This window comes from Mesorhizobium sp. M0019 (genome assembly GCF_040323975.1).
Classification (GTDB): domain Bacteria; phylum Pseudomonadota; class Alphaproteobacteria; order Rhizobiales; family Rhizobiaceae; genus Mesorhizobium.
On the sequence record NZ_JAMYVK010000005.1, the window covers coordinates 14,287 to 27,378 of the forward strand.

Below are 13,092 nucleotides of genomic sequence, written 5' to 3' on the forward strand. Positions count from 1 at the left end.
AATTTCAGATCGGCCCGATCATGGGCCGGTTCATGGACGAACTATCAAAGGGAGTACGGCAATGCGCATTTGGAAATCCCTTGTTCTGGCTGCACTCATGTCGGGTGTGGCGGGTATCGCCGCGGCCGAAGAGGTCGTCCTCAACGCCGTGCATTTTACACCGACGCAGAACGGCTACGCCCAGAGCTTCCTGAAGTTCGTTCAGGAAGTGAACGAAAAGGGCAAGGGCGTGGTCCAGATCAACGTCCGTGGCGGGCCGGAGGTCATTCCGCCGATCCAGCAGGGCGCGGCGCTCAGGAGCGGCCTGATCGACGTGATCGACACACCGGCAGGGCAGTTCCTCGAACTCGTGCCCGAAGGCGAGGTTTTCTCCGCATCGACGAAGACGCCGTGGGAGGTCCGCGACAATGGCGGCTGGGATTTCATCAACGGAATTTTCGAGAAGAAGGCCAATGCCCATCTGCTGGCGCATGTCGACGCGGGTTCGGGCTTCAACGTCTTCACCGTCGACGAGCCCAAGCTCAATAGCGAAGGCAGCATCGACTGGGGCGGCCTGAAAATCCGTTCCTCGCCGCTCTACCGCGATTTCCTCGAATCGTTAGGCGCGACGGTGATCGTGCAGGCGCCGGGGGATGTCTACACCTCGCTCGAGCGCGGCGTCGTCAATGCCAACGCCTATACCGTGTTTGGCTATGCGTCGTTCGGCTGGGACAAATTCACCAAATACCGTGTCGACCCGCAGTTCTTCAAAACCGACGTGCTGATCTCGATCAACAAGGCCAAATGGGACACGCTGTCGCCCGAGGCGCAGAAGCTGCTTGCCGACACGGCCGTCGAATACGAGCGCGTGAGCTATGACGCCAATCTCGCCGAGTCCGAAAAGCAGGCACAGGCGATGATCGGCGGCGGGCAGAAGGTGATCAGCTTGACCGGCGCCGGCCGCGACAAATTCCTGGCGGCTGCCACGCAGGCGAGCTGGGCGAGAATGACCAAACGCGATCCCACCAACATCGATCAGTTGAAGAAATTCTTCCAGTAGCCCGAGCCGAGGGCGCTCGTGCGCCCCTTCATCAAGGTGGATATGAGGGTCGTGGGAAATGGAAGGATTGTTTGCAGCGATCGGGAAGCTGAGCCTTGCGTTGGCGGCGGCGGCAAAAGCAGTGCTTGGCCTCATCATCGTCGCGGTGGTTGCTGATGTGTGCGTCCGCAATCTGGGCCTGAGGCCGCTTGCCTGGGCAGTATCGGCGACGGAATACGGTCTGCTCTATGCGGCATTTCTGCCGATGCCCTGGCTGGTCCACAGCAAGGGCCATGTCTTCGTCGAGTTCCTGCGCCAGGCGCTGCCGGTGCGGGCACGGGCGGTGCTTGAAAAGCTGGTCTATCTCGCCTGCATTGCCGTCAGCCTCTACCTCGGCAGCGTCGCTCTGTCTTCGCTGACAAGTGCTGTGGCGGGCGGCGAATACGAAACGCGCAGTTTCGATATGCCGAAATGGCTGGTCTTTCTGCCCATCATGCTCGCCTTCTATCTCTCGGCGCTGGAATGGCTCAGATATCTGCTCGGCCGTGACACGCTGTACACGCTCGATCCGCTGGAAATGGAAGGGCTCTGAGGAGTGGCCTGGCTGTTTCCATTCGCCGTGCTCGTTGGCACCATCCTTGTCTTGATGGGCCTTGGGCTGCCGGTCGCCTTCGCATTCTTCGTCACCAATGTGATCGGGCTGTACCTGTTCTTCGGCGGTTCGATCGGCGTGACGCAGATGGTCGCCAACTTCTCCGACGCTGTCTCGACCTATGCGCTTGCCCCGCTGCCGATGTTTCTTGTCATGGGCAGCCTGTTCTTCCGCTCCGGCCTCGGCGAGAAGGTCATCTACGCGCTCGACCTGTGCATCGGCAATCTGCGCGGACGTCTTGCCTATGTCGTCCTCGCCGCCGGCACGATCTTTTCCGCGCTGTCAGGTTCCAGCCTCGCCAATACCGGCATGATGGGCTCGCTGATGGTGCCCGAGATGCTGAAGCGAGGCTACAAGCCGCATATGGCCTACGGCCCGGTGCTTGGCGCCGGAAGCCTTGCCGTCATCATCCCGCCATCCTCGCTGGCCGTCTTGCTCGGCTCGCTTGCCCAGATCGACGTCGGCGCGCTGCTCATAGCGGGGGCTCTGCCCGGACTGCTGCTCGTTGTCATGTACGCGGCGCTGATCTTCGCGCAGACGAAGATCGATCCGGACGCCGCTCCGCACTATCCGGTGCCCGCCGTTCGTGCGGCCGAGAAGGTGAGGGCGGTTGCCGTCAACATCATTCCGATGAGCGTCATCGTGTTCATGGTGGTCGGCACGATCATCCTTGGGATAGCGACGCCGACGGAATCGGCCGGACTCGGCTGTGCCGCCGTCTTCGCCTTGTTGTTTGTCTACCGACGGTTCAGCTGGTCGGTTGTCTGGAAGTCGCTGGACGATGCGATGAAGGTCACCGGCATGACCTTCCTGATCATCTCGGCTTCGACGACGTTCTCGCAGATATTCGCCTTCTCCGGCGCCTCCAACGGCTTTATCCAGTTCATCGTGGGCTACGATCTTGGACCGTATCCCATGCTGCTCATGATGGTGCTCGTCATCCTGCTGCTCGGCATGTTCATGGATCAGGTCTCGATGATGCTGATCACGCTGCCGATCTTCCTGCCGATCGCCCAGCAATTCGGCTACGAGCCGGTATGGTTCGGGCTGATCCTGCTGCTCGCCTACGAGGTCGGCTTCACCACGCCGCCGTTTGGTCTGCTGCTGTTCATCATGATCGGCGTTGCGCCGAAAGGCACATCGCTCAAGACGGTTGCCATGGCTGCGGCGCCTTACATCGCGCTGACGCTTCTGCTGATCCTGCTGATTGTCCTCTTTCCGCAGATCGCTCTCTTTCTTCCGAATTTGATCTAGTCGAACTCGATCCAGCAGGTGTCCACATGCGCTTTGCCTATCTTGCTTTCTTCCACGATGACCGCGAGGCAAATTTGGCCATCGCCGGCGAAGATGTTGACGCCGTGCGGCGTGTGATTGCATCGACGCCGGGCCTTGCGCTTGCAAACATCTATCTACCGGAAGTGGCGACGGACATGTTCAACAACGATGGTCCACCGCCGGTCTTTGGCTTCCAGCTCTATTTCGACGAACTGGCGGACATGGAGGCGGCGCTGGCGCCGTCCGGCCATCTGCAGGCGCTTGCCGCACCGGGTATGCTGTCGAGCATCGCCGGTTCGAGACCGACGCAACAGGCAATGTGCGTGCGTCCGTTTCCCGTCGACGACGCTGGCGTCAAGACGTCCGGGCTCCCCTGCAGCTATCTTGTCCACTATCCCGGGCCGGCCGAAGACATGAATGCCTGGCTCTACCACTATGTGACGCATCATCCGCAATTGATGCGGGGCTTCCCCGGCATTCGCCACATCGAGGTTCTGTCGCGACTGGATTGGTGCGGTTCGCTTCCCTGGCCGCGGATCGACCATATGCAGCGCAATCGGGTCATGTTCGACAGTCCCGCGGCATTGACGCACGCGCTGCAATCGCCGGCGCGGCTGGAGATGCGCGCCGACTACAAGACCTTCCCGCCGTTTTCAGGCGGCAGCCGGCATTTCCCGATGTCGACGGAAGCCATGCATCCTTTGGCGCGGGCCACATAGCGCACACAGGTTTTGCCGACGCCGAAAATTTCTGGAGATTTCATGTACGACTTTCGCAAGAAATGTGTCTCTCTCGATCGCCTCATCGGTACCTTCTGTGCCATCCCGCACCCTGTGGCGGTCGAAGTGGCCGCCGCCAGCGGGGTCGATTTCCTGTGCATCGACTGGGAGCATTCGCAGATCGGCCGCGAACGGCTCGAGGATCTGATCCGCGCCGCCGATGTCCACAGGATTCCCGCGATGGTGCGCGTTCCCGGCCACACGCCGGAGTGGATGGCGGCCGCGCTCGACGCCGGCGCGTCGGGTGTCCTGGTGCCCCGCGTCTCCACGGGCGAGCAAGCGCGCATGGCGGTCATGGCCTGCCGGTACCCGCCGGTCGGCGCCCGCGGTGTCGGCCCGGGCCGCGCCGCCGGTTATGGCTACAGGATTCCGGACTACCTCAAATCGGCCAACGAGGTCCTGACGGTCGCCATCCAGGTCGAGACGGCCGAAGGGCTCGCCAACATCGACGACATCGTCCAGGTCGACGGCGTCGACGTGGTCTTCATTGGCCCCGGCGACCTGTCGGTCTCGATCGACGCCATGGGGCCGGCCGGCCAGGACAAGCTCAATGCAGCGATTATGAGGATCGCGGCCGCGGCGCGCACGGCCCGCAAGGCCGTCGGCATCTTTCGCCCTTCGGCGGATGATGTCGGCAAATGGTCGCGGCACGGCATCAGCTTCTACATGCTGGCCAGCGACACGATGTTTCTCGGGGCCGGCCTTGCCGCCGGCGTCGCCTCGGCGCGCAGCGCCTCATAGCAAGAGTTTGCCATGAAGATCATCAAGACCGACGGTGTGCTGTCAGTCGAGGAGGAGCAGCTGCGCTACCTCGACGGCTTGAACGTCGAATTTGTCGAAAAGACGCTGCTCACGGAAGATGCCCTGATCGAACACTGCCGCGACGCCGACGCATTGATGGTATTGCGGGAGCCGATCACGGCTCGCGTTTTGGCGGAACTGAAGAGGCTCAAGGTCATCGGGCGGTTCGGCGTAGGGCTCGATTCGATCGACGTCGAGGCCGCCAGCCGTGCCGGTGTTCAGGTAACCTACGTGCCGGACGCCAATCTGGTTGAAGTCAGCACCCACGCCATGGCCCTGATCCTGGCCTTGACGCGCAGGCTGAAACAGTTCGACAGCGCGGTGCGCGCCGGCCGCTGGGCTGCAATGACCGACGGCGCCGGCATCACGCGGCCCGACAGGCAGATCCTCGGCCTGATCGGCTTCGGCCAGATCGGGCGGCTGACTGCCGAGCGGGCGCGGGTCTTCGGCTACCACATCATCGCCTACGACCCGCATATGCCGGCCGAGCGCATCGCGGCCGGTGGTGCCGAACCGGTCGGCTTCGACGAGCTGCTGGCCAGGGCCGACATCGTCTCGCTGCACGTTCCAGCGACACCGGAGACCAGAAACATCATGTCGGCGGAAGCCCTGTCGCGGATGAAGGAAGGGGCGATACTCATCAACGTGGCCCGCGGCGGCCTTGTCGACGAGGTCGCATTGGCGGACGCGATCCGGCGCGGCCATCTGGCAGGCGCCGGCATCGACACGTTCGAGCGGGAGCCGCCTTCGCCCGACAATCCGCTGCTGGCGCTGGACACCGTCCTGGTCAGTCCACACGCGGCGCACTACTCGACCCAGTCTTACGCGGAGGTTCGCAACAAGGTGTTTGCCGATGTCGCATCGGTCCTGCGCGGCGGCAAGCCGGTATATCCGGTCAACCGGATATGACCAATTCCCGATGTCGGCACCACCTCTATCCGCCTGCTCCGAGGAACCCAAGTCCTGCAAGTCGGGGTTCGCAGGGCGATAAGGGCAGCGCAACCTGTCGCGATTTATCCGGTTTGCCACATTTTGTTCTTGCTTTGTGCCGGCAGCTATGCTACTAATTTGGGTATGGTGCTGATTCGCACTGAGGACCCGCCGCAAGGCGGTTTTTTTGTCTTTAGGTTTCAGCGCCATCCGTCGAGGCTCAACTCGGCTTGTCGCGACGCTCGACGATGTAGATGTGATCGGCGGCCAGCACCACGTCGCCATGCTGGTTGATCACCTCGCAGCGCTCGACGACCCGGCCTGAATCGGGTCGCTTCGGGTCGTCTTCCTTGGCCGAGATGGTGGTGCGGGTCCTGATCGTATCGCCGATGAACACCGGCTTGATGAAGCGCAGCCTGTCGTAGCCATAGGAGAAGGCAACCGGGTTGACGACGCTGGCCGTCAGCCCGACGCCGACCGAAAACACCAGCGTGCCGTGGGCGATGCGCTGCCCGAACGGCGTCGTCTTCATGAACTCGGCGTCCATGTGGTGGGGAAAGAAATCACCGGTATGGCCGGCATGGACGACGAAATCGGTCTCGGTGATCGTGCGCCCGCTGGTCACGCGCGACGAGCCGATCCGGTAGTCCTCGAAATAGACAGTCTGCTCCATGTCAGGGCCTCGCCGCTATCGGTGTTGCCGGCGCCGCGCTCGATCGGTAGGCGGCTTCGACCAGCGCCATGGTGTTCCAGCCGTCCTCGACGGAACTGACAAGCTCGGCGTCCTCGCCCGATGCATAGCGCTGGACATTGGCCATGCGGCCGGCAAAGGCGTCCGGAAACCATGCGCCGACGAGTGGAACCGCAATCCAGTCCGTGCCGCCTTTGGGGTAGATTTCGAGAATGTCCGGCTCGCCGCGCGGATAGTCGAGGTTGACGCCTAGTTTGAGGTAAGCGGCGCCTTCGGTGCCGCAGATGCGGAATTCGCAGGCCTGGTGTTTTCGACCGAATTTGTGATCGTGGTTGATCGACAGTGCACAGCGCACGGTGTCGCCATAGTCGAGGATCGCGCTGGTGCGCGTTTGCGCAACCTTATGGCCGGGATGGCCGAGTGTCTTGGCGTGAACCCCCTTGGGGTCGCCGAGCAATTGCCGGATCAGGTCGAGATAATGGATGGAATGCATGGTGATCTCGACGCGCGGCGCCTGCAACAGGAATTCCCAGAGCTGCCAGGGTGTCGCCAGCGCCAGCCATGCGTCGAAATCGACCACGTCGCCGAGCCAGCCCTTGGCGATCGCATCCCTGAGCGCCAGCATCATCGGCGCGAAGCGGAGCTGGAAATTCACCGCCGCCTTCAGGTCTTTGGAGCGGCAGATTTCGAGGATGTCGGTCGCCTCGATGAGACTGCTGCCCATCGGCTTCTGGATCAGCGCCACCGCACCATCGGGCAGCGCCCTGAGCACCCCGGCATGATAGGCCGGCGGCGTCGCCAGATCGAAGACGGCGTCCTTGATTGACGCAGCTTCCTCGACCGACCGGTAAGCGGTGACGCCCCATTTCTGCGCCAGTCCTTCCGCCTTGGCCAGGTCGGGGTCGAAAAGCCCGGCAACCGGGAAACCGGCTTTCCCATAGGCCGGGAAATGCGCATCGCCGACGATCGAGCCGGCGCCGAAAATCACGATCGGCTTGGGCTTTGACGGCTGTGCCCAGGCCTGGGAGAGCGAGGCAGGATCGAAAATGTCATCAGTCATAATGGAAGACTTCGTCCATCGACGCCCACCACTCGCCCTCCTTGCGGGTCGGCAGCGGCTCCTGGCATGGCATGCAGAGCGCCCACCATTCCTGCGTCGTGGGATCGGCGGCCATCTTGGCCATGTCGGCGGCATAGTCGGTGCCGTGGTACTCGAAGGTGCTGAACAAAAGGTGCTCCGGCTCCCTCAGATAAATCGAATAATTCTTGATGTTGCAGGCGGAAATCATCTTGAGGACGTCCGGCCAGACGGCAGCGTGAAGCCGCACATACTCGGCGACTTTCTCCGGCTTGAGGCCGAGCACCATTCCCATTCGCTGCATGTCCGCCTCCTACTTCACTATCGCCATGGTGAATTCCGCGATGCTCTTCGACTTGATCGCATCCCAGTCCCAGTCGATGCCGATGCCGGGCTCGTCCGGCGCCAGCGCGTGCCCGTCCTCGATTCGCATTTTCTTGCCGGTCAGCTCGTCGAGCTGGGGAATATACTCGACATATCTGCCGTTCTGAACGGCGCATGTCAGGCTGACATGCAGTTCCATCAGGAAATGCGGGCAGACCGGTATGTCGAACGCCTCGGCTGCATGCGCCACCTTCAGCCACGGCGTGATGCCGCCGATGCGGCCGACATCGACCTGCACGATCGAGCACGCGCCCTTCTGCATATATTCGCGGAAATGCCGGATCGAGTAGAGCGACTCGCCGACGGCGATCGGCGTCGACGTCGCATTCGACAGGCGGATATGGCCGTCTATGTCGTCGGCCGGCAACGGTTCCTCGATCCAGGCGAGATCGAGTTCACGCAAGCGCTCGGCCCGGCGGACTGCCTCGTCGACCGAGAAGCCCTGGTTGCAGTCGGTCATGATCTCGTAGGAGTCTCCAACCGCCCGGCGCACCGCCGTCAGCCGGGCAAGATCCTCGGAGCCGTGCGGCTTGCCGATCTTGACCTTCGAGCCGCGAAACCCCTTGGCCTTGGCGGCCAGCGCATCCTCGACCAGCGCCTCGGTTTCGATATGCAGCCAGCCGCCTTCGGTCGTGTAGAGCGGGCAGCGGTCCTTGGCGCCGCCGGCAAGCTTCCACAGCGGCAGCCTCTGTTTCTTGGCCCGCAGGTCCCAAAGGGCAGTGTCGATGGCCGCGAGCGCGATTGCCGTGATCGCGCCGATCGTCGTGGCATGGGTGGCGAACTCCAGCTCGTGCCAGATCGCCTCGATCATGTCGGCGTCGCGGCCGATCAGCCGCGGCGCAAGGTGGTCGGCCAGCAGCCGCATCACCGAGGAGCCGCCCGTGCCGATCGTATAGCTGTAGCCGGTGCCGACCGCGCCGTCGGCGTCGGTGATGGTGACGATCGGTGTTTCCTGGCTGACAAAACTCTGGATGGCATCGGTGCGCTTGACCTTCGGCACCAGGTCGACCATCCGCAGTTCGATTTTCTCGATCTTTGCCATGATTTTAACCTCGCAATGTCTTGCCCGTTTCGGCGGAAAACAGATGGGCCTGCGACAGGTCCAGGCTCATCTTGACCCGGTCGCCGGCTTTCAGCGGCTTTGGATTGAGCATCCGCGATACCCAGTCGCTGCCGTTGAACTCGGCGAACACCAGCGTCTCGTTGCCGAGCGGCTCGGTGATGGTCACCGGCAACTCCACCTGGTGGACGTCGACGTCTTCGCCGGAGCTGATGCCATGCCCGGTCGGATAGATGTCGTCGGGCCTGAGGCCGAACACGACTTTGTCGCCGGCCCCGATATTGGCCTTGAACTGGCTGGGCAAAGGCAGCCTCTCGCCGCTGGCGAACAGCAACTGTCCGTCGTCGACAACCGCCTCATGCAGATTCATCGGCGGCGAGCCGATGAAGCCCGCGACGAAGCGTGTCTGCGGCCGGCGGAAGACCTCGTCGGGTGTGCCGACCTGCTCGATGAAACCGTCACGCATGATGACGATACGGTCCGCCAATGTCATCGCTTCGACCTGGTCATGGGTGACGTAGATCACTGTCGACTTGACCTTGGCGTGCAGCTTCTTGATCTCGGTGCGCATCTGCGTCCGAAGCTTGGCGTCGAGATTGGAAAGCGGCTCGTCGAACAGGAAGACGTCGGGATCGCGCACGATGGCGCGGCCCATGGCGACGCGCTGGCGCTGTCCGCCGGACAGCTGCGACGGCCGGCGGTCGAGCAACTGGTCGAGGCCGAGAATGCCGGACGCTTCGGCGACGCGACGGTCCATTTCTTCTTTCGCGGCGCCCGCTATCTTGAGCGAGAAGCCGAGGTTTTCGCGCACGGTCATATGCGGATAGAGCGCGTAGGACTGGAACACCATCGAGATGTTGCGCGAGCGCGGCGGCAGGTCGTTGACCATGCGGCCGCCGATCTCGATAATCCCGTCGCTGATCGCCTCGAGGCCGGCGATCATGCGCAGGGTTGTCGACTTGCCGCAGCCGGACGGCCCGACCAGCGCGATGAATTCGCGGTCGGCGACCTCGAGATCGATGCCGTGCACCACCGCCACCGGGCCATAGCTTTTGGTGAGGTTCTTGAGGGATACAGTTGCCATGTCAGCCTTTCACCGCGCCGGAAGTGAGGCCGCCGACGAGGTGTTTCTGGACGATGAAGGTAAGCGTGAGCGCCGGTATGACCATGACCACGGCGAGCGCGCACATGCCGCGCCAGTCGATGGTGAATTCGGCCGTATAGTCGAGCAGGCCGACCGGCAGGGTCTTGGAGTTGATCGAGCGCGTCAGCTGCGAGGCGAGCGCGAACTCGTTCCAGGAGGTGAGGAAGGCAAAGATGCCGGCCGAGGCGATGCCGGGCCCGGCGAGTGGAAACTCGACCTGCCAGAAGGCCTGCCAGCGCGTGCAGCCGTCGATCTGCGCGGCTTCGGCGAGATCTTTCGGCACCTGGCGGAAAAAGCCGTCGATCAGCCAGACGGTGAAGGGCACGTTGAGCGCGACATAGACCAGGATCAGCCCGAAATGCGTGTCGATGATGCCGAGCCGCGCAAAGACGAAGAACAGCGGCAGCGACAGCGCGATGCCGGGCACCGTGCGCGTCAGCATCAGGCCGAGGAACATCGCCGACTTGGCGCGAAAGCGGTAGCGGGCAAAGGCGTAGCCGCCGGCCATGCCGATGACGATGGCGATCACCGTCGAGGTCACCGAGATGATCAGCGAATTGCGGAAGTAGTCGAGCACCGGAATGCCGCCCTGGCCGACGCCGCTGAACATGGCGATGTAAGCGTCGAGCGAAAGCTGCTGCGGAATCCACACCGGCGGCTTGGCCATGATTTCGACGGTCGGCCGCAGCGACGACAGCACGATCCAGATGCCGGGCAGGCAGATGACCAGCATGGCCAGGAACAGTCCGATGCCGTGAACGATTCCGAGCGCTTTGTTGCCGACGCGATGCAGGCTGTTCTGGTCCATCCTCACCACTCCGCCGCGATCTGCGTGCGCGCTGCGGCGAGCTTGCGGTAGAAATAGACGGTGAACAGGATCGACAGCAGGATCGAGAAATAGGCCATGGCATTGGCCATTCCCATCCTGGCGTCGCTGTAGGCGGTGCGGGCGACCAGCGTCCAGACCAGTTCGGTGCGGCCGGCGGGGCCGCCGTCGGTCATGATCTTGACGATGTCATAGGCGCGCGCGACGTCGAGTGAGCGGATGGTCATGGCGATAAAGGCAAACGGCATGACGAACGGCCAGGTGACATAGCGGAATGTCTGCCACGGCGTGCAGCCGTCGACGCGGGCCGCCTCGACCGGTTCGCGCGGCATCGCCAGCAGCCCGGCCAGGATCAGGATCGCGAACACCGAGGTCGACGACCAGATCTCGGCGATCAGGATGGCGATGAAGGCGAGATTGCCGTCGATCAGCCACGGGATGGCGCGATCGGTCAGGCCGAGCCCCTGCAGGGCGTTGTTCACCAGGCCGATATTGTCATTGAACATGAATTTGAACTGGAAGCCGACGAGGATCGGCGAAAACATCATGGGGAACATCATGATGGTGCGCAGGATCCGCTGGCCGCGCGATGCCTTCTCCACCAGCAGCGCCAGCCCGAGCCCGATCAGCATTTCCAGGTTGAGCGCGACGGTCAGCAGCACCACGGTGCGGGCAAAGGCGACCCAGAAAGCGCGGCTGGTCAGGATGGTGACGTAGTTGCGCGCGCCGATGAAGACCCAGAACGTCTCCGGCCTGGTCAGCCGGAACGGCGTGAAGCTGGAATAGAGCGAAAGCAGCAGCGGCACCACCACCACCGCTGCCAGAACGATCACCGCCGGCAGCAGGAGCAGCAATGGCGGCGAAGGTCTCCAGCCTTTCATGGCGATCCGGTTCTGGTTGGTGCCCGGACACCGAAGGCCGCCATCGGCGAGCTGGGATCAAGACAAAGCGTGTTGCGCATGGTTCGTAAAAAGTTCGGGGACGCCGCTCTTCGCTGAGCGCGGCGCCCCCTTGGGAGAACGGTCAAAGCTTGCCGGCGTCCTCGAGGATTTGCGTGGCCTTGGCGGCAGCGTCGTCCAGCGCCTGCTTTGAGGTCTTGTCGCCAAGGATGGCGGCCTGCAATTCGGGATAGACGGCGTTGGAGATTTCGATCCATTCAGGTGTCTGCGGCACGGCAAAAGCGTGCTTTGCCTCTTCCTGGAAAGCCGCCAACACTTCCTTCTTGTAAGGATCATTGGCCGCCTGCTGGATGTCCCAGTCCCACACCGCCGTGCGGGTCGGCAGTGGGCCGCTTGCCGCCTCGAGCTTCTGGCTGTCCTCATTGGTCAGGAACCAGACCAGCGATGCCGCGGCTTCCTTGCTGGCGCAGTTTTCGGTGACCGAAAATCCGTGGTGCCCCGACCAGCCGGTGCGAATGCCGGCCGATCCCTTCGGCGCCACCTTCACGCCGACATTGCCGGCGACCTTCGACGACTTCGGATCGTTGAAGAAGCCTGCCCAGCCCGGCCAGTCGAGGTTGATGGCGACGGTGCCCGAGGCAAAGCCCTGGCCGAGATCGTCCCACAGATAGTTGGTGGTGCCGGCCGGCACCGCCTTGGCCTTGTAGAGATTGACGAACCAGTCGAGCGCGTGCACGCCGGCTTCCGAGTTGAAGGCCGGCTTGCCATCCTTGTCGAGGTATTCGCCGCCGTCGGCGATGAGCATCTCGTAAAAGCGGCCGTTGATCGCCTCTTCCTTGCCGGCGAACTGGGTACCATAGAAATCGGGCGGGCTGGCGAAGAATTCCGCCTGCTGGGCGACCTCGTCCCAGGTGTCGGGCGGTGTCAGTTCCTTGCCGTACTTGGCCTTGTAGGCGGCCTTCTTGGCTTCGTCCTGGTAGAGGCTCTTCTGGTAGTAGAGCGCCGACACGTCGAACTGCGCGCGCGGCAGCATCACCAGCTTGCCGTCGAGCGTCGAGGCCTTGATCGTCGACGGCACGAAGGCGTCGATCTCCTCCTTCGGCAGCAGCTTGTTTAGGTCGGTGTAGATATCAGGATATTGCGGCGCGAAGGACGAGTGGTTCGACCCGACGCACCAGTTGATGCTGCCGGAGGCGATGTCCGACTTGATTTCCTTGTCGAGCTCGAAGTGATTTTTCTTCGAGATCACGTTGACCTTGGCGCCGGTCAGTTTTTCCCATTCGCCGATGCGCGCGTACAGCCCTTCATATTGCTGGCCGCCGATCAGCTTGGCGTCGATGGTGACGCCGTCGAATTTGCCGGGCAGGTCGGCAGCAAGGGCACTCGCACCCAGTGCGAGCAGCGTTACGCCGGCCGACAGGCCGCAAAACAGTTTCGTCATTGGTATCCTCCCAAGAGTCTGCGTCGATCCATAGCGAGGGCTGATCGGCAGCTTCATTCATATACAAACAAAACATTTATAGGATCGTCAAGCCGAAAGTTCTTCCGGAAGCAA

Annotated in this window: 14 protein-coding genes; 6 read left to right on the top strand and 8 right to left on the bottom strand. The window is 62.6% G+C overall.

Translation table 11 applies throughout. From position 1 onward, the window contains the following. The first annotated feature begins 61 nt into the window (after positions 1-61). From dctP to NKK47_RS05530, 6 genes are read left to right on the top strand one after another with little or no spacing between them, the layout of a single operon-like run. Positions 62-1,039: a TRAP transporter substrate-binding protein DctP gene (dctP, locus tag NKK47_RS05505; RefSeq protein WP_352575487.1), complete on the top strand. Its 978-nt coding sequence runs from the start codon at positions 62-64 to the stop codon at positions 1,037-1,039. 58 nt (positions 1,040-1,097) lie between these two features. Further along, positions 1,098-1,610, top strand: a complete 513-nt coding sequence (locus NKK47_RS05510) for a TRAP transporter small permease (protein WP_352575489.1) — start codon at positions 1,098-1,100, stop codon at positions 1,608-1,610. A 3-nt stretch (positions 1,611-1,613) separates the two neighbouring features. Continuing rightward, positions 1,614-2,924, top strand: coding sequence for a TRAP transporter large permease (locus tag NKK47_RS05515; protein ID WP_352575490.1), 1,311 nt, complete (start codon positions 1,614-1,616; stop codon positions 2,922-2,924). A 26-nt stretch (positions 2,925-2,950) separates the two neighbouring features. Next, positions 2,951-3,664: a hypothetical protein gene (locus tag NKK47_RS05520; protein ID WP_352575491.1), complete on the top strand. Its 714-nt coding sequence runs from the start codon at positions 2,951-2,953 to the stop codon at positions 3,662-3,664. A gap of 42 nt (positions 3,665-3,706) precedes the next feature. Beyond that, the gene (locus tag NKK47_RS05525; RefSeq protein ID WP_352575492.1) at positions 3,707-4,465 is read left to right on the top strand and encodes an HpcH/HpaI aldolase family protein; all 759 of its coding nucleotides are present in this window, start codon (positions 3,707-3,709) and stop codon (positions 4,463-4,465) included. Positions 4,466-4,477: 12 nt separating this feature from the next. Further along, positions 4,478-5,434, top strand: coding sequence for a C-terminal binding protein (locus tag NKK47_RS05530; protein ID WP_352575494.1), 957 nt, complete (start codon positions 4,478-4,480; stop codon positions 5,432-5,434). A 241-nt stretch (positions 5,435-5,675) separates the two neighbouring features. Here NKK47_RS05530 and NKK47_RS05535 read toward each other — a convergent pair whose 3' ends face one another. The 8 genes from NKK47_RS05535 to NKK47_RS05570 all read right to left on the bottom strand — a co-directional run bounded on the left by NKK47_RS05535 (position 5,676) and on the right by NKK47_RS05570 (position 12,978). Then, positions 5,676-6,128: a MaoC/PaaZ C-terminal domain-containing protein gene (locus NKK47_RS05535; protein WP_352575496.1), complete on the bottom strand. Its 453-nt coding sequence runs from the start codon at positions 6,126-6,128 to the stop codon at positions 5,676-5,678. 1 nt (position 6,129) lies between these two features. Further along, positions 6,130-7,206: a Gfo/Idh/MocA family protein gene (locus NKK47_RS05540; protein WP_352575498.1), complete on the bottom strand. Its 1,077-nt coding sequence runs from the start codon at positions 7,204-7,206 to the stop codon at positions 6,130-6,132. Then, positions 7,199-7,528, bottom strand: coding sequence for an L-rhamnose mutarotase (locus NKK47_RS05545; RefSeq protein ID WP_023676093.1), 330 nt, complete (start codon positions 7,526-7,528; stop codon positions 7,199-7,201). The genes NKK47_RS05540 and NKK47_RS05545 overlap by 8 nt, the downstream gene beginning before the upstream one ends. A gap of 9 nt (positions 7,529-7,537) precedes the next feature. Then, on the bottom strand, positions 7,538-8,650 hold the full coding sequence (locus NKK47_RS05550; RefSeq protein WP_352575500.1) for a mandelate racemase/muconate lactonizing enzyme family protein: 1,113 nt from the start codon (positions 8,648-8,650) through the stop codon (positions 7,538-7,540). 4 nt (positions 8,651-8,654) lie between these two features. Further along, a complete protein-coding gene (locus NKK47_RS05555; protein WP_352575502.1) occupies positions 8,655-9,752 on the bottom strand; it encodes an ABC transporter ATP-binding protein in 1,098 nt (365 codons plus the stop codon). 1 nt (position 9,753) lies between these two features. Then, entirely contained in the window at positions 9,754-10,620 is an 867-nt protein-coding gene (locus NKK47_RS05560; RefSeq protein WP_352451567.1) for a carbohydrate ABC transporter permease, read from the bottom strand. Between the two features lie 2 nt (positions 10,621-10,622). Next, positions 10,623-11,519, bottom strand: a complete 897-nt coding sequence (locus NKK47_RS05565; RefSeq protein WP_352575504.1) for a carbohydrate ABC transporter permease — start codon at positions 11,517-11,519, stop codon at positions 10,623-10,625. Between the two features lie 142 nt (positions 11,520-11,661). Further along, a complete protein-coding gene (locus NKK47_RS05570) occupies positions 11,662-12,978 on the bottom strand; it encodes a type 2 periplasmic-binding domain-containing protein (RefSeq protein WP_352575506.1) in 1,317 nt (438 codons plus the stop codon). Between the last annotated feature and the right edge of the window lie 114 nt (positions 12,979-13,092).